Raw genomic sequence first — 19,265 nt, 5'->3', positions numbered from 1 at the left:
CCCAGGGCTACACACGTGCTACAATGGCTAGGACAAAGAGACGCGATACTGCGAAGTGGAGCAAATCTTAAAACCTAGTCTCAGTTCGGATTGAAGTCTGCAACTCGACTTCATGAAGCTGGAATCGCTAGTAATCGTAGATCAGATATGCTACGGTGAATACGTTCCCGGGTCTTGTACTCACCGCCCGTCACACCATGGGAGTTGAATTCACCCGAAGCCGGAATACTAAATTAGTTACCGTCCACGGTGGGTTCAGCGACTGGGGTGAAGTCGTAACAAGGTAACCGTAGGAGAACCTGCGGTTGGATCACCTCCTTTCTAGAGTATTGGGGCACTATCTCACAATGGTGCTCCGGCGAGAACTGATCTAGGGAAGCTTATTTAGTTTTGAGAGATTGAATGAAAAAGGGGCTTATAGCTCAGGTGGTTAGAGCGTACCCCTGATAAGGGTAAGGTCAGAGGTTCGAGTCCTCTTAAGCCCACCATGGGGAATTAGCTCAGCTGGGAGAGCGCCTGCTTTGCACGCAGGAGGTCAGCGGTTCGATCCCGCTATTCTCCACCATTTTTTAGAAAGTGGTGAAAGATTGCCAATAGACATTGTTAGTGAAAATGAGGACACAACGTCTAATATAAGAACAATTCGTGTTGTTTTTATATTAGACTTTTTAGTCTAAAGTTATTTAATTTATTATTGTCAAAGTCAACAAAACGCAAAAAAAACAATTTACAACTTGTTAGATGTTTTACATTTAATAAGGGAGTGAAATGTGCATTAGAATACAAATAGGTAAGCTATTAAGAGCGAATGGTGGATGCCTAGGCTGTAAGAGGCGATGAAGGACGTACTAGACTGCGAAAAGTCACGGGGAGCTGTCAAGAAGCTTTGATCCGTGAATATCCGAATGGGGCAACCCAGCTGACAGTAATGTCAGTTACCCTGCGGGGAGCGAACCTGGTGAAGTGAAACATCTCAGTAGCCAGAGGAAGAGAAATCAAATAGAGATTCCGATAGTAGCGGCGAGCGAACTTGGAAGAGGGCAAACCAGATGCTTGCATCTGGGGTTGTAGGACTGCGTTATAGAATCTTGATGAGTAGTAGAGTAACCTGGAAAGGTTAACCATAGAGGGTGATAGTCCCATATACGAAACTTTAATAGATCTTAGCAGTATCCTGAGTAGGGCGGAACACGTGGTATTCTGTCTGAAGCCGGGAGGACCACCTCCCAACCCTAAATACTACTTACAGACCGATAGTGAACCAGTACCGTGAGGGAAAGGTGAAAAGAACCCCAGTGAGGGGAGTGAAATAGAACCTGAAACCATTTGCTTACAATCATTCAGAGCCCTATGATTTATCAGGGTGATGGACTGCCTTTTGCATAATGAGCCTGCGAGTTGTGGTATCTGGCGAGGTTAAGAAAACTCGGAGCCGTAGCGAAAGCGAGTCTTAATAGGGCGAATTAGTCAGATGCTGCAGACCCGAAGCGAAGTGATCTATCCATGAGCAGGTTGAAGCTGGTGTAAGAGCTAGTGGAGGACCGAACTCGTTGACGTTGAAAAGTCCTGGGATGACTTGTGGATAGGGGTGAAAGGCCAATCAAACTTCGTGATAGCTGGTTCTCTCCGAAATATATTTAGGTATAGCGTCATGTTGTAGTATACGGGGGTAGAGCACTGATTGGGCTAGGGCCTATACCAAGGTACCAAACCCTGTCAAACTCCGAATACCGTATATGTAATCATGGCAGTCAGGCGGCGGGTGATAAAATGCGTCGTCAAGAGGGGAACAACCCAGACTACCAGCTAAGGTCCCAAAGTGATAACTCAGTGGAAAACGATGTGGAGTTGCTCAAACAACCAGGAGGTTGGCTTAGAAGCAGCCATCCTTTAAAGAAAGCGTAACAGCTCACTGGTCTAGCGATTCTGCGCGGAAAATATAACGGGGCTAAAGTTATCCACCGAAGCTGTAGATTCTATTTTTAATAGAGTGGTAGGAGAGCGTTCTAGTCAGCATTGAAGGTGTACCGGTAAGGAGCGCTGGAGCGGCTAGAAGTGAGTATGCAGGCATGAGTAGCGATAAAACGGGTGAGAATCCCGTTCGCCGAAAACCCAAGGTTTCCTACGCGATGTTCGTCATCGTAGGGTTAGTCGGGACCTAAGTCGAGTCCGAAAGGGGTAGACGATGGAAAGTTGGTTAATATTCCAACACCAATAATAGAGCGCGATGGAAGGACGCTTAGGGCTAAACGAGGCAACTGATGGAATAGTTGTTCGAAGGGCGTAGATTAGATTACAGGCAAATCCGTAATCTTTTATTCGAGACCCGACAGGCACTTGATACTCTTCGGAGTGGATGGTGAATCGTTGATGCCGTCGAGCCAAGAAAAGTTTCTAAGTATATCTGTTATTGCTCGTACCGTAAACCGACACAGGTGGGTGAGATGAGTATTCTAAGGCGCGTGGAAGAAATCTGGTTAAGGAACTCTGCAAAATAGCACCGTATCTTCGGTATAAGGTGTGCCTCCTTCTGTATATGGACTTGCTCCAAAAAGCGGAAAAGGTTGCAACAAAGAGTCCCTCCCGACTGTTTACCAAAAACACAGCACTCTGCTAACTCGTAAGAGGATGTATAGGGTGTGACGCCTGCCCGGTGCTGGAAGGTTAATTGATGGTGTTAGCGCAAGCGAAGCTCTTGATCGAAGCCCCAGTAAACGGCGGCCGTAACTATAACGGTCCTAAGGTAGCGAAATTCCTTGTCGATTAAATATCGACCTGCATGAATGGCGTAACGAGATGGGAGCTGTCTCGACCAGAAATCCAGTGAAATTGTAGTGGAGGTGAAAATTCCTCCTACCCGCGGCAAGACGGAAAGACCCCGTGGACCTTTACTATAGCTTGACACTGCTGTTGGGATAAAGATGTGCAGGATAGGTGGGAGGCTTTGAGGATGTGACGCCAGTTGCATCTGAGCCATTGTTGAGATACCACTCTTCTTTATTCTGATAGCTAACTGGGACATATTATCTATGTTCAGGACAATGTCTGGTGGGTAGTTTGACTGGGGCGGTCGCCTCCTAAAAAGTAACGGAGGCTTACAAAGGTTGGCTCAGAACGGTTGGAAATCGTTCGTAGAGTATAATGGTACAAGCCAGCTTGACTGTGAGACATACACGTCGAGCAGAGACGAAAGTCGGTCATAGTGATCCGGTGGTTCTGTGTGGAAGGGCCATCGCTCAAAGGATAAAAGGTACCCCGGGGATAACAGGCTGATCTCCCCCAAGAGCTCACATCGACGGGGAGGTTTGGCACCTCGATGTCGGCTCATCGCATCCTGGGGCTGGAGCAGGTCCCAAGGGTATGGCTGTTCGCCATTTAAAGCGGTACGCGAGCTGGGTTCAGAACGTCGTGAGACAGTTCGGTCCCTATCTGCCGTGGGCGTAGGAAAGTTGAGGAGAGTTAACCCTAGTACGAGAGGACCGGGTTGAACGAACCACTGGTGTACGGGTTGTTCTGCCAAGAGCATCGCCCGGTAGCTATGTTCGGATGTGATAACCGCTGAAAGCATCTAAGCGGGAAGCCAACTCCAAGATTAACTTTCCCTGAAGACCTCATGAAGACTACATGTTTGATAGGCTGGGTGTGTAATGGGTGAGAGCCCTTTAGCTGACCAGTACTAATAGGTCGTTTGGCTTACATATTATTACGTATGATAATGCTATTTCACTTCCTTATTAAGTGTAAAGCGCTTTGTTGACTAGACAATACTAAACTCACCGAAAGAATGGTGAATTAAGCCTATTTTGCTATAATGCGACATAGATTTAATTCACGATTCTGGTGGCTATAGAGAAGAGGAAACGCCCTGTCCCATTTCGAACCAGGAAGCTAAGCTCTTCATCGCCGATAATACTTTCCCTTACTGGGATGGAAACGTAGGTCGCTGCCAGTTCCGTGATTCCTTATTCTTTAATCTACCTTTTTATCCCTCATTTCGTCTTATTTAAAGGCGGTCTTTCTTGGAAAAAAATCAATCAAAATCTTATTTTTTTGCTCTGTCTGCTGTTTTACTTTGGTCAACGGTTGCAAGTGCTTTTAAACTCACATTAGCCTATTTTGATGCGTTACAACTTCTTCTTTATGCTTCGTTTTTCTCATTATGTGTATTTTTTGTTGTTATAGGGTACCAAAAGAAATTTTATCTCCTATTGACCTATTCAAAAAAAACCTATTTTCAACTTGCCTTGCTAGGACTTATAAACCCGTTTATCTACTATTTAATGCTCTTTCATGCTTATGAGCTTTTGCCAGCACAAGAGGCACAGCCTATCAACTATACGTGGGCATTAACATTAACCTATCTCTCTGTTTTGATCTTAAAACAAAAAGTCAGCTTGTATGATTTTATTGCAGGAGTTATGTGTTACTTTGGTGTTTTGGTTATCTCTACACATGGTGATCTTTTAAATTTTTCTTTTTCAAACCTCACAGGTGTTTTTCTAGCACTTTTTTCAACGGTGCTATGGTCACTTTATTGGCTTTACAATACCAAATTACATGTAGATCCGCTGATTGGACTTTTTATCAATTTCCTCTTTGGTGTCCCTGGTATTTTACTTTATGCCCTTGTGACATCGCATCCTTTGACATTTAATATCTATGGTTTTTTAGGCTCAATTTATGTAGGCGTTTTTGAGATGGGGATAACCTTTGTCTTGTGGCTACAAGCGATGAAGCTGAGCACGAATACTGCAAAAATTGCAAATCTTATTTTTATTTCTCCTTTCCTATCTTTGTTTTTTATCTCTTTTTTTGTAGGTGAAACTATTCTTTTTTCAACGTTTATTGGTCTTATTTTTATTATAATTGGTTTATTAATCCAGCAGAAAATGAAAGTGGTTCGTAGATGAAAAAATGGTTTCAAATAGCAATGATGGTTATGCTAAGTTCACTCTCATTAAAAGCCGAGTTTTTAGAAATTGAGCGTCAAAGAGCTATGAGAGAAAATAAGCTCATTCTCTTAAGTGTTGAAAAAGAGGGGTGCCCTTATTGCCTTAAAATGCAAAAAGAGATTTTTGAGGTACCTAAATTTAATCAGCTTATTGCTAAAAAATATTTACATGTAAACATTCATCAAGAAGATCCTACGTTGCCAAAGGCTTTACATGTAAAGTATTTTCCAACCAATCTAATCTTATCACCACGTGATCTTAAAATCATAGATGAGTTTGCTGGATATATGGAGCCAATGAGTTTTGTTGAGTTACTCGATGAAGTGTATGCGCAAGAGGTTAAGTAGTTTTATAATACTTTACAACGAGATAAGCGAGCAGTGTTGCAAAACTAAGGCGCATTCCAATGATAATCCAAGGATTGGCTCCAAAGATTAAAAAGAGTAGGGTATCTTCAATAATGGCATGACAAATCATCAAATAGGTTCCAATAAAAAGAATCTCTCTTTTCCCTAAAATCCCTTTTTCATACTCTGAAATCAATATACCCGCTCCATACGTAATACCTAAGATGACGCCTACTAAAATAGAAAAACCGCTGTTAACTTTTTGTGAATGTTTTTCGATTATTGGCAGTGATTTGATAAAATCAAGAAAAAAGATAAGCATTGTAACCAATGCAATAATTTTCAACGATAATGAAAAAGATTCGAACAAAGAATTTTGCAGCAGAGCAAAGAGTGAAGTGTATGTTGGATGCGCTGGGCTTAAAGCCACACTGCTTGCTGTATGACTAAACCATGCATCTGGAAGTCTTGAAGTCAAGCCTCCAACGAGAAGTCCTACGCCCAATCGTAAACAAATGGAATAAAGCCTTGAAATACCCAAGCGTTTCATGATTTCGGTTTCAACCAGTAATGCATGTGCAATGCCTAAAAATACAGCTAAAATCGTCCACTCTTTACCGCCAAGTCCCAACGGTGCGGCAAAGGCGATAGCTGCATAGAGATTCAAGAAAAGCCCACTAACGATGGCAAGGGCAGCTTCTTGTGGAAGCCCTAAAAGTGAAACGAGAGGTTTAAAAATAAATGTAATGTGAGAGAGAAGGTCGTAATAAAATAAAATATCTGCCAAAATGTAGATAGGAACAATAAGCTTTAGAATCGTCCAAGAGCTTTTCAAGGATGTTCTAAGTGTTTTTTGTACATTAAATGACATTTTGGCTCTTTTTTTAATACTTAATTTATATTAGCTAAGATATAATACCGACCTCAAACAAATATGTGCGCTCGTAGCTCAGCTGGATAGAGCATCGGTTTGCGGTACCGGAGGTCAGGGATTCGAATTCCTTCGGGCGCACCACTTCGTTTAAAACGTCTCTTCAAATACCCTATATTTTGTTTTTTGCAATCCCATCTCTTCATATGCTTTTTGTGTTGCTTTATCGTCTTTATGAACGTAAAGTCTGATGCCACATACATCATAGTGCTCTTTTGCTAGATCTTTTGATTTATCTAAAAGTGCATCATGAATCTCTTTTTCATGCTCATGATCCGTGACAAAAATACTCTGAATACAATAATATGCACCATTGTTCCAATCACTCCACTCTCTGGTAATCATCGCTAATCCAACAATGACATTTTCAATGGTTGCAATAATATAGAACCCATTATGAAATTTTGAAAAGACTTGATGAACCCCTTCTGTAGTAAGGGCGAGAGGAACATTTTTATTGACAGTTTCTTTGGCGAAAAGTACGTTAAAGGTTGCGATCTCTTTCGCATCGTCTCTGGTTGCAATGCGAACGATAAGGTTTTCTAACATGGTTTCTCCTTCTTTTGGGTTTGTAATATAGTATTGACAATTTCTCTAGCACCACCTTCTTGGATCATGTGTGCCAAGTTGTTTGAAATGCTTTTAAGATCAAGTTGTTTGATCTGCTCTAAAAGAGTTATAGGCTCAATGGTACTACTTTGTTGAAGAATAAGGGCTAGCTTTTGATCTGCTAGCATCTTGGCATTAAAATACTGATGATTAGCCGCAGCGTGAGGAAAAGGGATAAAGAGAGCTGGTACGCCTGCTGCACAAAGTTCCCAGAGTGTACTCGCACCTGAGCGACTAATGGCAAAGTCTGCCAACGCAAGTTTGGTGGAAATCTCTTTCGAAAAGTCAAAGACATCGGCTGGAATGTCTTCTTTATCATAAAACTTTTTCATTGCCTCAAACTCTTTTTTACCTGTCTGATGAATAATAGCAATACCTTCGCGGTGCAACAATGGAGCAATTTTTTGTGCGAGTGCATTAATAAAAGAAGCTCCTTGACTTCCACCCAAAAAGATGATGGTTTTTAAGTGCATACGCTCTCGTCTAATAGCAAAAAAAGCTTCGCTGACAGGATAGCTCGTGTAAATAGCTTTTTCATCGTACGAGCTAAAGAAAGCTTTGCTAAAAGGTCTAAGTAATGTGTTGAGTTTGCCTTGTATAGCATTTTGCTCATGGATGTACAGAGGAATACCGCATAGGAGTGCCCCAAATGAAGCAGGAGCCGCAGAATAGCCTCCTACGGAAAAAACATATTTGATCTGATGTTTTTTGAAAAGAGTTTTACATGTAAAGGCTGAACGGAAGATAGAGAAGAGTGTAAGAAGCTTATGGAGTCCTTTTTTATTAACAACGCCTTGACTCTTAAGAAAATAGGTTTTTTCAAATCCTGTATCGTGTTCAAACCATGATTTATCTTGTCCTGCGGTAGAACCAATGTAAATAGGTTTAATTCCACGACGATTTAGTTCTTCTTTAATAGCTTTGGCAATAACGAGGTGTCCACCCGTACCACCGCCTGTAATCGCGATCATAGCTTCGCCTTTTTACTGATCATGAGCACCATTCCGATGCCCACAGAGAGCGCTAAGATGGAGCTACCTCCATAGCTGATAAATGGAACAGAAATACCTTTAATCGGCGTGATAGAAGTAATACCATAAGCATTCATCAAAAATGAGAAAACAATGAGTAATCCAATACCAAGTGAGAAGAGATAATAGACTTTATTGGAGCTGCGACTGGCGATTTTAAAGATACGATAAATAATGGTGATGATGACCAGTGTTAAGCATGTAACACCCAGTGCACCGAGTTCTTCTGCAATGCCAGCAAGAGCAAAGTCGGTATGTACTTCACTAAGATACCCTAATTTAAACATGCCATTTCCGATGCCTTCACCAAAAATACCACCATGCTTGATGGCATTAAGCGAGTGTGAGATTTGGTACGGTTCTGGTGCGTCATCGACTCTTAAAACAGCCGCAATTTTGTCAGGAAAGAGTGAGAGAACCATGTTTTGAATGGTTGCCCACCATGTTTTAATCCTTAAAATACGATGACTTGAGCTAAAAATAGCTATTAAAAAGACAAAAATTGAACCTAGAATGGCGAGCATAAAAAGCTGTAAACTTGTACCTGCAAAAAATGCCATGACCGCAAGTGTTAAGGCTAAAACGATAACTTGTCCAAGGTCATTTTGCATAACGGCAATCAAGTAGATAACCAAAACAAAAACAGCTAAGTAAGGAAGAATGAGCTTCATCTCTTCTTTGAGGGTCTTTTTATTGTTATTGAGTTTTCGAGCAAAACTCCATGCAAGAAAGTAAACAAAACCAATCTTAAAAAACTCAACAGGGGCAAGTGAAAAACCAGGAAGTCTGATCCATCTTTTTGCTCCACCAGCAGAGGTAACAAGTGATTCGGGGAGGTAGTGCATCACACCCATTAAAAGAAGACAGCTAAGGAAAATTGTAAAGCCAATATGGATTAAGAATTTGTCAGGATCTACTTGCGAAAGCCCCCACATAATGGTGATACTGATCATGCCTACCGCAAATTGTCGAACAAAAAAATGGTACTCGGAATAGTCAAAAAAGAGTGTTGTAAACACAGGGAGAGACAATGAAAAAACAATGCCTACAAAGATGGCAAGGGTGCTAAGTGAAAAAAGTATTTTATCTGTTTCCATGGTTTCTTATTGTATAGTTTAGGATTTATATCATTTTACACTAAAATAGATTAAACCTAATTATGAAGCGATATGGAATATAATTTGCTTGTATAAAATATCTCGTGAAAGAAGGCGAAAAATGAGCTTTGTGACCTCTAAATCAAATGAACTTTTAGAAGCAGGACTAAATGCTAGAGCAATGCGACAAGATTTGGTCTCAAGTAACATTGCCAACATTGATACACCTTTTTATAAAGCACGTGATATTGATTTTGAATCAGCCTTAATTGCAAAGAAAAAAGAAATTTACGGCGAGAACAGTGCTTCAACTAAACTTGAAATGGCACAAACCGATGCAGCTCATCTTAATGGTGCAACCGGTTTTGATAGTTCTAAGTCGACTATTTATCTCAGAGACGGACAAATGGCTCGAAATGATGGAAATACGGTCGATTTAGATGTAGAATCATCTGAACTTGGTAAAAATGCGATGATGTTTAATGCGTTAACATCTGGATTACAAAAAAATGGTCTTATTTTTAAAAGCGTTATCGAATATTCGTCTAAAGTGTAAGGAAAAACAATGGCATATTTAAGTAGTTTTGATATCAGCAGTTATGGACTTTCCGCACAACGTTTTCGTATGGATGTCATTAGCTCTAACATCGCTAATGCAAACACAACACGTACCAGTGAAGGCGGCCCTTATCAGCGTAAAGATGTTGTTTTTAAAGCAATTGATTTTAACAAAACCTTAAATGCAAAAATTTCTGGCGATAACAATATGCTAGAGTACGAGAATCCCTTGGATGACCCATTCTTGCAACAGAATGCCAATCCTGCTATAATGAGCGTAGCTGTCGATAAAGTGGTACGCGATGAGAGCGAATTTAGATACAAATATGAGCCTTCCCATCCCGATGCAAATTCAGAGGGTTATGTCGCATATCCTAACGTCAATCCGGTGATTGAAATGTCCAACCTCGTTGAGGCGACACGTGCCTATCAAGCAAACGTTTCCGCATTTCAAAGTGCAAAATCCATAGCACAAAGTGCGATAGATATTTTAAAAGGATAAGGTAAATGCCAAGTACAATCGATACCATTTCATCATTAACCAATAAGTCCAATACGTCTGTTGCTAAAACAGATACCACAAATGGTGGCTTTTCAAAAATTTTACAAGATTCTATTGAAGAAATTAACGATTCACAAGTCAAAGGTGATAAAGCAATGGCTGATCTTGCAACGGGCGAAGTCAAAGACTTACACCAAGCTGCGATTGCAATCAATAAAGCAGAAACGAGCATGAAAATGATGCTAGAGATTCGCAATAAAGCGCTCAGTGCTTATAAAGAGATTGCTAGGACACAAATTTAATTTTTTGCCTACATGGAACAATCTGACGCTAAAAAAATCAAAATCCTCTTTTTATTTGTTGTGGTTCTTATTGGATTTATTATCTTCCTTGGAACGCTCTTTTATTGGGCGACCATTGATCGAAGATTACCCAAACTAGAGCACAGTGAAGTTAATTATGCTCTTCGTGGAAATATCATCAGTTCAGATGGTTTTAAAATCGCGACGAGTCAAAAACTCTACAAAGCCATCGTTGATACCCGCAATATCGATCCGAAAAAATTTGATCTTTTTGTTAAACTCTACTCTTTGTACAGTGGCGATGACCCTAAGGCTGTTGCTGCAACACTGAATAACAATACAGGCACGACTGTTTTGTCGTATAAAATTGATTCAAAAAGTGCCAAATACCTCCAAGAACTTTCACGTAAGCTTTATAAACTGGGTGTTTTCAAAAGTTACGAAGATCCTAAAACAGGTGTGGCTTTTTTACATGGTATGAGTGTCCTTGAAAGTGGTGAATACAGACTCTATCCTTCCGGAGATTCGGTAACGCCGATTTTGGGATATGTTAAGAAAATGGAGCAACGCAATATCACGAAATCCACAGGTGTTAAAGGCATAGAGCGTTTTTATGAAGATAAACTCTCTTCCGTACAAGACTCTTTAGTGATTGGTGCGCGAGATATTTCCAATGCGATTATTTTAGATGGTAACAGCATCTCATCACGTCGTTATGATGGGTATGATGTGCATTTGACCATTTCATTGAAAATGCAAAAAATTATTGAAAATGTTTTAGATAAGTATCAAAAAAGTCTTGATGCCAAAGAGATTATTGTTGCTGTGATGAACAGTGAAACAGGTGAATTTATAACATTAGCATCCAGTAATCGTTTTAATCCGGATGGTATTGATAAAAAAGATTATGGTGCGCTCAATATCTCAGCGATTGAGTATATTTATGAGCCAGGTTCTGTTATGAAAAGTATCACGTTTGCGCTACTTCTAAAAGCCAATAAAATCAACCCGTATGATATTGTCAATGTGTATGGCGGAAGTTATAAACTAGGCACAAAGGTTATCAAAGATACCCATAAAGCGGATAAACTCAGTGCTGAAGATATTATCGTCTATTCCAGTAACGTAGGAACAGCACAGATCGCTCAAAAACTAGATGCAATAGAGTTTTATCAAGGGTTGAAAGATTTTGGTTTCTCTGTCAGGAGCGGTGTTGATCTTCCTTTTGAGCATCCGGGTGTTATTCCATCTTTAAATCGATTTAATTCGCCTATCTATAAAGCGACGGTAGGCTATGGTTATGGTATGAATGCGACATTTATGCAGGTTATTAAGGCGTATAATGCCTTCAATAATAACGGAAGGCTCTTAGCTCCTACATTGGTTAAAAAGCTCGTTTCACCTACAGGACAAGAGCTGTTTCCTGAAAAAACGCCTGAAGTTCAAGTTGTGCCGGCTTCTGTGGCAAAGCGTATGCAGAAGATTTTAATTAAAGTAGTTCAACAAGGAACTGGTACGGGTACAAAGATGAGTGGGCTGGAAGTTGGTGGTAAGACAGGAACGGCACACATTGCAGAAGATGGTGAGTATGTGAGAGTCTATAACGGTTCATTCTTTGGTTTTGCTAACGATAAGAAAAACAGATATACAATTGGTGTTTTAGTGCGTGAAGCCAAGAAAAAGCAAGCTTACTTTGCGGCACAAAGTGCGGTACCCGTTTTTAAAGAGATTATTGAAAAACTGGTTGATAATGGTTACTTAACACCTTCTGCTGAAATTCAAAATAATGCTCAATAAGCGATTAAGTGTTTAATGCACGCTACAAAAGCTTCATCGTCGTTCGGACATTTTGCTACTATATAGCGCTCAAATCCTAGTTTATGCGCTACTTCAGCGTACTCCATGCTTAGCTCAAATTCTGTTTCAGAGTTATCAATTGTAAACGAGATCGGTACAATGAGCGCATTTTTATTATTCAGTGACATGAGTTTAGTTTCCAAAGAAGGCTCTAACCATTTAACGGGTCCAAGTTTTGATTGGTAGGCTAAGTGAATCGCTTTAAAATGAAGATTTGATGCTTCCAAAAGCTTTTCAATGTGCTTTACATGTAACGTGATTTCGCTCTCATATGGATCGCCATTTGCAATGATTTTTTGAGGCAGTGAGTGTGCTGAAAAGATGAGCTCCATCTGTGAAGGATCATTCTCTCCTAATGCTTCTTTGATCTTTTTGACCAAAAGTTGGTTATAGTTTTCATCTTCGTAAAAACGATCAATCACGCTTATTTTCCCCGTATATCCCAACGCTTTTGCAACATCCTTAAAATCTTCAACGGAAGATTTGGTTGTTGTGGTGGAGTAGTGTGGATACAGTGGCAATAAAATAACCTCTTCAATCCCTTTCTCTTGAATCTCTCGAATAACCCCTTCACAAAATGGCGGAGTATAACGCATCGCAAAATTTACATGTAAAGAAGGAAGTGCGTGTTGGAGTTTCTCGACCAGCTTTTCCGTATAGCCAACCAGCGGCGATTTGCCTCCGAGTTTGGCGTAATTGGCTTGTGCTTTTTTAGTTCGTGATGTGGTGATCATCAACGCGATAAAGCGTCTTAAAAGAGCACTTTTAACGGTGATGATATTTTTGTCATTGAACATATTGGACAAAAAGAGCTTGACTTCGTCTAGGTTGTTAGGGCCTCCCATATTGAGAAGTACAAGCGCTTTTTGTGCCATTTATGCCTTTCGTGAAGAGATGTCGAGGGTAATCATACTGTCTTCAATGGTACTTAGACCATGACGATCACCTGTTTCAATATACTGTGCAAAGGCTTTGTGTTCGCGAATCAAAGGCTCTTCTTTTTTAAGCATGATTTTACGGATGACATAAGAGTTATTTTTTTGGTATTCTGAGTACTCCGTCAAATCTTGCGCCATCAAATCAGCCTCATAGTAACCCTCTTTGGTTGCGACTTCGATGGTGCGTTTACGAAATGGCGTTAACCAGTTGGTCGTGATGCTTGCAACGATCTCACCGCTGAGTTGAAACGATAAAATAGCGTTGTCTTCATGGTGATTATGAATTTTTTGTGATTTGTAGATAGAGACTTTTTCGATTTCATGTTCGGTGATGTAGCGAATAAGATCAATGTCGTGAACGGAGAGGTCGGTTAAGATACCAACGTCTGCGATACGTGGAGGAAACGGTCCAACACGAGTGATGCCGATACTGTAGATCTCTTTGCCTTCAAGTTCTTTTTTGAGTGCTTCAACAACAGGGTTAAAACGCTCGATGTATCCAACACATACTTTTGCTTTTGCTTTGGCTGCTGCTTCTAAAATCTCTTTTGCTTCTTCGCAGTTTGAGGCTACAGGTTTCTCGATAAAAAGATCTTTGCCTTTTGCTAAACATTTAAGTGCAACGCTTTTGTGCAAGAACGTTGGGACAACGATAACAACGGCTTGAAAGTCTGCTTTTTCTAACAGCTCATCAATGTCCGTGTAAAAAGGCTCATCGTACTCTCTGGTTTGCTGGATGTCACACAATGCTGTAAGTTGAAACTCTGGCAAACTTTTCAAAACTCTGTAGTGGTTTTGACCCATAGATCCAAGACCGATTAGTGCTACTTTTACCATAACTTATGCCTTAATTGCGTTGACAACAAAATCTTGTTGTTCAGTGGTTAAAAATGGACTCATTGGAAGGCTCATAATTTCAGTTCCGACTTGCTCGCTTAGTGGGAAATCACCTTTTTTGTAACCAAGGTATGAAAGCGCTTCTTGCAAGTGAAGTGGAATAGGGTAGTGAACCGCTGTAGGAACACCCGCATCATTAAGTTTTTGCATTAAGCTCTCACGATTTTTTACACGAATGGAGTACTGTGCGTACATAGAGTTACGATCACCCATCACTTTTGGAGTAATGACATCAGCACTTTCTAAGAGTTTGCTGTAGCGTTCACCAATTTCAATACGTTTTTTACATTCTGCTTCAAAATGGTTCATTTTAACATTGAGAATGGCTGCTTGAAGCGCGTCAAGTCTGCCGTTGATACCGATGTATTTGTGCTCATAGCGTTTGCCTTGTCCGTGGTTCAGAATGGACTTCATTTTCGCTGCAAGGTCATCATCGTTGCAGAAAACGGCACCACCATCACCATAACATCCAAGTGGTTTTGACGGGAAAAAGCTAGTACAACCAATAGTGCTTAGGTTACATGACTTTTTGCCTTTGTACTCTGCGCCAAAGCTTTGGCATGCATCTTCGATAACGACTAAATTGTGTTTTTTAGCAATGGCGTTAATCGCGTCCATATCCGCTGTTTGTCCGTAAAGTGAAACGGGCATAATCGCTTTGGTTTTTGGCGTGATTTTCGCTTCGATGAGTTTTGGGTCAATGTTATACGTCGTCTCATCAATGTCCACAAAAACAGGCTTTGCTTTTAAAAGTGCGATAGTCTCAGCCGTTGCGATGAACGTAAAAGGTGTGGTGATAATCTCATCATCAGGTTGCACATCGATTGCCATAAGCGCGATTAAAAGAGCATCTGTTCCGCTTGAACACGCATAGGCGTATTTTGCACCTGTGTATTTTGCTAGATTTTCCTCAAGTTTTGTCACTTGTGGACCCATGATAAACTGAGTTGAACTTAAAACATCTAAAACTTCTTTGTTTATCTCTTCTTTGTAGGTTTCATATTGCGTTTTGAGGTCGATAAAAGGGATTTGCATAGTCGCACCTTTGGTTAAAATATCGCGTATTTTACTCCAATCATTCTTTTGCGAGGATAAAGTGTTGATGTGCTATCGTTTTATACGCGTTTTGGAGGTGATTTATGAAAACAGTTTTAGTGACAGGTGCATCGCATGGTATCGGCAAAGCGATTGCTGAAAAACTATGTCAACAGTATCGCGTTTTTGCCCTCGATAAAGAGGTTCCAACACATCATTTTTTCGAGCGATTTTACATGTGTGATCTTAGCAATACCCAAGAGGTGCAAAAGACAATCAGCCAGATTAAAAACGAAATAGATACCTTGTATGGCTTGGTCAATAATGCGGGTATTTTTATCCATAAATCCTTAAATGAACAGAGTTTGCAAGACTGGGAAAAAGTCATTGCTGTCAATCTTACTGCTCCTTATCTATTGTCTCAATCCTTTGCACCCTTTTTAAATCATGGGCATATTATTAACATCGCATCCACAAGAGCATTTATGTCAGAGGCGGGTACAGAGCCTTACTCTGCATCAAAAGGTGGCATAGTCGCTTTAACGCATGCGCTTTCTATTTCGCTTTCAGGTCAGGTGAGTGTTAATTCCATCAGCCCTGGTTGGATCAATACCGATGAGAGTTATGTCGCAACTGTAGAAGAAAAGGCATGGCATGCGAGTGGTAGAATTGGTAAGCCAAGCGATGTTGCTGAGGTGGTGAGCTTTTTATTGGAGCGAGAAGATGGATTTATCACGGGGAGTGATTTTGTGGTCGATGGTGGTGTGAGTAAAAAAATGGTGTACCCATGAAACGATTGCTCTTTTTCTTGTTAGGAACTTTGAGTTTAATGGCAGAGTGTTCGTTTAAAACCAGCACATTGATCGCAAAAGAGGGTGAAGTGGTTGATAAGAAAAGTGGTTTGATCTGGCGTCGATGTTCACTAGGACAAGAGTGGCAAAAAGGTAAAGGGTGTGTAGGCGAAATAGAACTGATCAAACGCAAAGAAGCCGAGAATCAAGCACGCTTGTTGGGAAATGGTTGGCGAGTGCCGAGCATAGATGAGCTTTTAACATTGGTCGATGAACGCTGTAAATCACCTGTCATCAATAGCACACTGTTTGGAAAACTTCACGACACAGGAGAAGGTGCAAATTATCTAAGTGCTTCCATTTACCTTGAGGGCGATGAGGTGCTACCAACGCTCTTTTACACGATTAATTTTTTAGATGGAAGTGTGGATGCCCATACGAAAGGGTATCTGGGTGCTGTTCGGTTGGTGCGTTAGAGCTTTTTAAGAGATGTTGGATGGCACAAGTGCTTTTCATCTTTGGCTACACGAGCGCATTTTTCGCAGATGAATTTTGGTTTTGAGACGATCTTGACGATCTTTTTTGCATAGTTTTCGATGTCATCTTTTTTAAGAGAACAGAGTTTTTTGATTTTCATGCTCACTCCTTTCTTTACATGTAAGAGTGTAGCATGAAATCAAACAGAGCGTGCTTTAAAAGAGAGGTTACACAGCTCCCATAATTTTTTTGGAACTTTCGCCTTTATGGCTGAGTATCTCTTCAAAACTCATCGTTTTTGACATACAGTCTGTTTTTAAAAGTCCTTCATAAAGCACTTCTATTTTCTTTTTATTGTCGAGCTTTTTGAGCTCACTTTTATCGAGCCCTGAGAGATCAAGTAGTTCATTCCACACAGAACTTTCTGCTAATGAGTAGGCATGAATGGTGACACCTTCATAGGCAAATGTGCCGTTTTTATCCAAATCGGTGACATAAAGTACTACCAATGTTGCAGGGGTAAAAAATGCTTTATAGCGCGCAAAAAAGGCTTCAAAATGCAAAATACTCTCTAATTCAGCAGAAAAAAAAGTGACTTTAACATCATCCGCAACCAATAAAACTTGCTTAGCTTGCACTTTAGGCGGCAAGATGCGATCAGGGGAGAGTTGTTTTCCTTCTTCAACGATCAAAGCGCCTCGGTATCCGACAAGTCCATTGCCGATCTCGCCGTTGAAGGAAGGTTGCCACGCTAAATTATTCTCTTTGATAAACTGCACTATCGACATGATGTTTCCTTTTGGTGTGATAAAGAGGTTTATACAAGAACTATTCCGTGAGGTTTTGAGAAAAAGAGTAGCCAAACAGTAATACTTAATCTATCAAAAAGATTTAAAAATGTTTTTACATGTAAACCCTTAAACCCATTTTCTGTATAATCGCGCAATTAATAATGATGGAGCATAATTGCATGAATCACACGTTTAAAATGATCCTTTTTTATATTGCGATGTTTGTGTCGCTTGGACTTTTTTGGTTTTGGATGGCATTGCCTTCTAGTAGTCTTATCACATTAGATCCAAACGTTAAATTACAATGCCTCTCGTATGCGCCATTTGGCAAAGATGAGTCGCCGATGAACATTGCCAAAGGGTTTCGCCCTTCAACCGAGCAGATGGACAAAGACTTGGCGCATTTGGCGACGATTACGAGTTGTATTCGCTCGTATTCGAGCGTTGGGTTGGAAGAGTTACCAGAGATTGCTCGTAAACATGGGCTGAAATTGTGGTTGGGTGCTTGGGTGAGCAGTGATGCAAAACTCACACAAAAAGAGATCGACACAACGATTCGTTTAGCCAAAGAGAACAAAGACATCATCGAAACCGTTGTGGTGGGTAATGAAGCACTTTTACGAAACGATGTGAGTGCTTCCCAATTAGTGGGTTACATCCAAGAGGTGAAACAAGCCCTTCCCGATATGGTTATAACCTATGCGGATGTGTGGGAGTTTTGGAATAAGCATCCCGAGATCGCTCCTGTGGTGGATCGCGTCACCATTCACATCTTGCCGTACTGGGAAGACAAGCCCATCAGTGTGGACAAAGCGCTTTTACATGTAAAGAATATTCGTGAGTTAATGAAGCAAAAAATTCCTGACAAAGAAATCGTCATCGGTGAGACGGGTTGGCCGAGTGAAGGGCGTATGCGAGAAGGTGCATACCCAAGCGCAGTCAATCAAGCTATCTTCACGCGCGGTTTTGTCAAAATGGCAGAAGAGGGTGGCTGGAAGTATAACTTTATCGAAGCGTTTGATCAACCGTGGAAGCGCATGAGCGAAGGTGCTGTGGGTGGTTTTTGGGGTCTGTTTGATGCAGATCGTGCCGATAAGCACATCTTGCATGGGTTTGTCTCTAACTTCCCCAATGCTCTTTGGCTTTTTATCGCCAGTTTTGTTTTAAGCTTAGTCGGGCTTATCTGGCTGTGGGGTATACCGACGTGTTCGTGTAAAAAAGCACCGTATTGGTTTGCAACCCTCTTTGGTGGCTCCGTGACGCTCACATGGCAAGCCAATGCCTATTGGATCGTTTCGCGCAACAACTTAGAATACGCATGGGCGATCTTGTGCCTTACCATTGCGTTTGTATTGTGGCTTAAATTGGTTCGTTTTCTGATCGACGAAGAGATAGAAATGCGAGGTTCAATGGAGCGATTTATGGGTGTTATAACGCTCAGTGAACCTAAAGGTGAAACATTTTGGGAAGATGCCTTGCATCTGCTGAGTGTCAGTGTGGTGCTTGTCATGGCGCTTTCGTTAGCGTTTGCTGGAAGGTACCTTAACTTTGAGGTTGGAACGCTGGGTATCATCGCCACTTCTTATGCGGTCATTTACTTTTCCACAGAGCGCAAAGAGCTGAATGGCTTGATGGAAAAAGTCAGTGGTTTAACGCTTTTCATTTGTGCGTTAGCGGTTTTACTGCATGAGAGTGCACGTAATGATTTTGCGCTGAATTGGGTTGTTTTAGTGCTGGTTTTTGGCTCAACGTTGTGGCTTTCTCCTTCCAAGCTGTGTGGCATTACAAAATCTTTTTTGATTTTAATTGTGAGTGCTCTGCTTTTGATAGCCATGAAAGAAGGTGTTTTTGTCAATGAGTCGTGGATAGAAGTGTGCGCTGCCGATCCTCTGCTTCCTATATGTCAATTTAGAGCGCTTCTTGGCAAAGTGGTTTATCTCAATTATGTAGGGCTTTCGGGCATTGTGGTTGCCATCTTTAGTGTGCTCTCTGGAAGCTATGTGTTAGGTATGATTGCGATCATTATGGGGCTTTTTTGTCTTCTCACGTTCAATGGCTTTTTAGGTGCTATTATCGTGGTGCTGGGTTGGTGGATTGTTGGGTATCGTTTAAATGATAAATGCACACTGTAGTTGCCTCTTCAGTAGTGT

At 40.9% G+C, this 19,265-nt stretch carries 18 protein-coding genes, 3 tRNA genes and 3 rRNA genes (1 of these 24 only partly in view); 15 read left to right on the top strand and 9 right to left on the bottom strand.

What is annotated here, in order from left to right:
- From SAR02S_RS07545 to SAR02S_RS07515, 7 genes are all read left to right on the top strand, one after another.
- Positions 1-321: ribosomal RNA gene (locus tag SAR02S_RS07545) — 16S ribosomal RNA — on the top strand; it begins 1,188 nt to the left of the window's first position.
- A 90-nt stretch (positions 322-411) separates the two neighbouring features.
- Positions 412-488: transfer RNA gene (locus SAR02S_RS07540), tRNA-Ile, on the top strand.
- A gap of 1 nt (position 489) precedes the next feature.
- Positions 490-565 (top strand) — tRNA-Ala (locus tag SAR02S_RS07535).
- A gap of 223 nt (positions 566-788) precedes the next feature.
- Positions 789-3,701 (top strand): 23S ribosomal RNA (locus SAR02S_RS07530).
- 135 nt (positions 3,702-3,836) lie between these two features.
- Positions 3,837-3,952: ribosomal RNA gene (gene rrf / locus SAR02S_RS07525) — 5S ribosomal RNA — on the top strand.
- The 16S, 23S and 5S rRNA genes sit together here with 2 tRNA genes alongside, the layout of an rRNA operon.
- A 67-nt stretch (positions 3,953-4,019) precedes the next feature.
- Positions 4,020-4,910, top strand: a complete 891-nt coding sequence (locus SAR02S_RS07520; RefSeq protein ID WP_041958329.1) for a DMT family transporter — start codon at positions 4,020-4,022, stop codon at positions 4,908-4,910.
- Complete coding sequence (locus SAR02S_RS07515; RefSeq protein WP_041958327.1) at positions 4,907-5,299, top strand: thioredoxin fold domain-containing protein; 393 nt, start codon at positions 4,907-4,909, stop codon at positions 5,297-5,299. Before SAR02S_RS07520 ends, SAR02S_RS07515 begins: the two co-directional genes overlap by 4 nt.
- Here SAR02S_RS07515 and SAR02S_RS07510 read toward each other — a convergent pair.
- A complete protein-coding gene (locus SAR02S_RS07510) occupies positions 5,292-6,170 on the bottom strand; it encodes a hypothetical protein (protein ID WP_041958325.1) in 879 nt (292 codons plus the stop codon). The genes SAR02S_RS07515 and SAR02S_RS07510 overlap by 8 nt on opposite strands.
- A gap of 67 nt (positions 6,171-6,237) precedes the next feature.
- Between SAR02S_RS07510 and SAR02S_RS07505 the strand changes: the two genes are divergently transcribed.
- A tRNA-Arg gene (locus SAR02S_RS07505) sits at positions 6,238-6,314 on the top strand.
- Between the two features lie 6 nt (positions 6,315-6,320).
- On the opposite strand, the gene SAR02S_RS07500 is transcribed toward SAR02S_RS07505, so the two are convergent.
- The 3 genes from SAR02S_RS07500 to SAR02S_RS07490 are packed head-to-tail and all read right to left on the bottom strand — an operon-like array spanning position 6,321 to position 8,967.
- Complete coding sequence (locus tag SAR02S_RS07500; protein WP_041958323.1) at positions 6,321-6,779, bottom strand: GNAT family N-acetyltransferase; 459 nt, start codon at positions 6,777-6,779, stop codon at positions 6,321-6,323.
- Entirely contained in the window at positions 6,773-7,810 is a 1,038-nt protein-coding gene (gene murG / locus SAR02S_RS07495; protein WP_041958321.1) for an undecaprenyldiphospho-muramoylpentapeptide beta-N-acetylglucosaminyltransferase, read from the bottom strand. The genes SAR02S_RS07500 and murG overlap by 7 nt, the downstream gene beginning before the upstream one ends.
- Positions 7,807-8,967 carry an FtsW/RodA/SpoVE family cell cycle protein gene (locus tag SAR02S_RS07490; protein WP_041958319.1) on the bottom strand — a complete coding sequence of 387 codons (1,161 nt, stop codon included), beginning with the start codon at positions 8,965-8,967 and terminating at the stop codon, positions 7,807-7,809. Before SAR02S_RS07490 ends, murG begins: the two co-directional genes overlap by 4 nt.
- 121 nt (positions 8,968-9,088) lie before the next feature.
- On the opposite strand from SAR02S_RS07490, the gene flgB reads away from it, so the two are divergent.
- The 4 genes from flgB to SAR02S_RS07470 are packed head-to-tail and all read left to right on the top strand — an operon-like array spanning position 9,089 to position 12,126.
- Complete coding sequence (gene flgB, locus SAR02S_RS07485) at positions 9,089-9,523, top strand: flagellar basal body rod protein FlgB (RefSeq protein WP_041958317.1); 435 nt, start codon at positions 9,089-9,091, stop codon at positions 9,521-9,523.
- Between the two features lie 9 nt (positions 9,524-9,532).
- Positions 9,533-10,027, top strand: coding sequence for a flagellar basal body rod protein FlgC (gene flgC, locus SAR02S_RS07480; protein WP_041958315.1), 495 nt, complete (start codon positions 9,533-9,535; stop codon positions 10,025-10,027).
- A 5-nt stretch (positions 10,028-10,032) separates the two neighbouring features.
- Positions 10,033-10,329: a flagellar hook-basal body complex protein FliE gene (fliE, locus tag SAR02S_RS07475; RefSeq protein ID WP_041958313.1), complete on the top strand. Its 297-nt coding sequence runs from the start codon at positions 10,033-10,035 to the stop codon at positions 10,327-10,329.
- A 12-nt stretch (positions 10,330-10,341) separates the two neighbouring features.
- The gene (locus SAR02S_RS07470; RefSeq protein ID WP_041958311.1) at positions 10,342-12,126 is read left to right on the top strand and encodes a peptidoglycan D,D-transpeptidase FtsI family protein; all 1,785 of its coding nucleotides are present in this window, start codon (positions 10,342-10,344) and stop codon (positions 12,124-12,126) included.
- On the opposite strand, the gene hemH is transcribed toward SAR02S_RS07470, so the two are convergent.
- Genes hemH through SAR02S_RS07455 form a run of 3 tightly spaced genes read right to left on the bottom strand, consistent with a single transcriptional unit; the run spans position 12,120 to position 15,056 of the window.
- A complete protein-coding gene (hemH, locus tag SAR02S_RS07465) occupies positions 12,120-13,061 on the bottom strand; it encodes a ferrochelatase (protein ID WP_041958309.1) in 942 nt (313 codons plus the stop codon). The two genes, SAR02S_RS07470 and hemH, sit on opposite strands and share 7 nt — an antisense overlap.
- Complete coding sequence (locus SAR02S_RS07460; RefSeq protein WP_041958307.1) at positions 13,062-13,961, bottom strand: Gfo/Idh/MocA family protein; 900 nt, start codon at positions 13,959-13,961, stop codon at positions 13,062-13,064. It abuts the gene before it with no gap.
- Between the two features lie 3 nt (positions 13,962-13,964).
- The gene (locus SAR02S_RS07455; RefSeq protein WP_041958305.1) at positions 13,965-15,056 is read right to left on the bottom strand and encodes a DegT/DnrJ/EryC1/StrS family aminotransferase; all 1,092 of its coding nucleotides are present in this window, start codon (positions 15,054-15,056) and stop codon (positions 13,965-13,967) included.
- Positions 15,057-15,160: 104 nt separating this feature from the next.
- Here SAR02S_RS07455 and SAR02S_RS07450 point away from each other — a divergent pair, with 104 nt between their 5' ends.
- Together SAR02S_RS07450 and SAR02S_RS07445 are read left to right on the top strand one after the other, a co-directional pair.
- The gene (locus SAR02S_RS07450; protein ID WP_041958303.1) at positions 15,161-15,847 is read left to right on the top strand and encodes an SDR family oxidoreductase; all 687 of its coding nucleotides are present in this window, start codon (positions 15,161-15,163) and stop codon (positions 15,845-15,847) included.
- Positions 15,844-16,323 carry an Lcl C-terminal domain-containing protein gene (locus tag SAR02S_RS07445; protein WP_052433562.1) on the top strand — a complete coding sequence of 160 codons (480 nt, stop codon included), beginning with the start codon at positions 15,844-15,846 and terminating at the stop codon, positions 16,321-16,323. Before SAR02S_RS07450 ends, SAR02S_RS07445 begins: the two co-directional genes overlap by 4 nt.
- Here SAR02S_RS07445 and SAR02S_RS13505 read toward each other — a convergent pair.
- The gene (locus tag SAR02S_RS13505; protein WP_198133093.1) at positions 16,320-16,484 is read right to left on the bottom strand and encodes a hypothetical protein; all 165 of its coding nucleotides are present in this window, start codon (positions 16,482-16,484) and stop codon (positions 16,320-16,322) included. The genes SAR02S_RS07445 and SAR02S_RS13505 overlap by 4 nt on opposite strands.
- 67 nt (positions 16,485-16,551) lie before the next feature.
- Positions 16,552-17,112 carry a hypothetical protein gene (locus SAR02S_RS07440; RefSeq protein ID WP_041958301.1) on the bottom strand — a complete coding sequence of 187 codons (561 nt, stop codon included), beginning with the start codon at positions 17,110-17,112 and terminating at the stop codon, positions 16,552-16,554.
- 182 nt (positions 17,113-17,294) lie between these two features.
- Here SAR02S_RS07440 and SAR02S_RS07435 point away from each other — a divergent pair, with 182 nt between their 5' ends.
- Positions 17,295-19,247 (top strand): glycoside hydrolase family 17 protein, encoded by a 1,953-nt coding sequence (locus tag SAR02S_RS07435; RefSeq protein ID WP_041958299.1) that lies wholly within the window; start codon positions 17,295-17,297, stop codon positions 19,245-19,247.
- Positions 19,248-19,265 lie beyond the last annotated feature (18 nt).

It is taken from the genome of Sulfurospirillum arsenophilum NBRC 109478 (assembly GCF_000813345.1).
Lineage (GTDB): Bacteria > Campylobacterota > Campylobacteria > Campylobacterales > Sulfurospirillaceae > Sulfurospirillum > Sulfurospirillum arsenophilum.
The sequence above is the reverse complement of the archived record's forward strand: the minus strand, read 5'-3'. Positions and strand labels throughout refer to the sequence as shown.

Excerpts from the sequence above, each read along its gene's own strand:
- SAR02S_RS07515 (WP_041958327.1), top strand. The coding sequence starts at position 4,907 with ATGAAAAAATGGTTTCAAATAGCAATGATGGTTATGCTAAGTTCACTC.
- SAR02S_RS07510 (WP_041958325.1), bottom strand. The coding sequence starts at position 6,170 with ATGTCATTTAATGTACAAAAAACACTTAGAACATCCTTGAAAAGCTCT.
- SAR02S_RS07500 (WP_041958323.1), bottom strand. The coding sequence starts at position 6,779 with ATGTTAGAAAACCTTATCGTTCGCATTGCAACCAGAGACGATGCGAAA.
- murG (WP_041958321.1), bottom strand. The coding sequence starts at position 7,810 with ATGATCGCGATTACAGGCGGTGGTACGGGTGGACACCTCGTTATTGCC.
- SAR02S_RS07490 (WP_041958319.1), bottom strand. The coding sequence starts at position 8,967 with ATGGAAACAGATAAAATACTTTTTTCACTTAGCACCCTTGCCATCTTT.
- flgB (WP_041958317.1), top strand. The coding sequence starts at position 9,089 with ATGAGCTTTGTGACCTCTAAATCAAATGAACTTTTAGAAGCAGGACTA.
- flgC (WP_041958315.1), top strand. The coding sequence starts at position 9,533 with ATGGCATATTTAAGTAGTTTTGATATCAGCAGTTATGGACTTTCCGCA.
- fliE (WP_041958313.1), top strand. The coding sequence starts at position 10,033 with ATGCCAAGTACAATCGATACCATTTCATCATTAACCAATAAGTCCAAT.
- SAR02S_RS07470 (WP_041958311.1), top strand. The coding sequence starts at position 10,342 with ATGGAACAATCTGACGCTAAAAAAATCAAAATCCTCTTTTTATTTGTT.
- hemH (WP_041958309.1), bottom strand. The coding sequence starts at position 13,061 with ATGGCACAAAAAGCGCTTGTACTTCTCAATATGGGAGGCCCTAACAAC.
- SAR02S_RS07460 (WP_041958307.1), bottom strand. The coding sequence starts at position 13,961 with ATGGTAAAAGTAGCACTAATCGGTCTTGGATCTATGGGTCAAAACCAC.
- SAR02S_RS07455 (WP_041958305.1), bottom strand. The coding sequence starts at position 15,056 with ATGCAAATCCCTTTTATCGACCTCAAAACGCAATATGAAACCTACAAA.
- SAR02S_RS07450 (WP_041958303.1), top strand. The coding sequence starts at position 15,161 with ATGAAAACAGTTTTAGTGACAGGTGCATCGCATGGTATCGGCAAAGCG.
- SAR02S_RS07445 (WP_052433562.1), top strand. The coding sequence starts at position 15,844 with ATGAAACGATTGCTCTTTTTCTTGTTAGGAACTTTGAGTTTAATGGCA.
- SAR02S_RS13505 (WP_198133093.1), bottom strand. The coding sequence starts at position 16,484 with ATGAAAATCAAAAAACTCTGTTCTCTTAAAAAAGATGACATCGAAAAC.
- SAR02S_RS07440 (WP_041958301.1), bottom strand. The coding sequence starts at position 17,112 with ATGTCGATAGTGCAGTTTATCAAAGAGAATAATTTAGCGTGGCAACCT.
- SAR02S_RS07435 (WP_041958299.1), top strand. The coding sequence starts at position 17,295 with ATGAATCACACGTTTAAAATGATCCTTTTTTATATTGCGATGTTTGTG.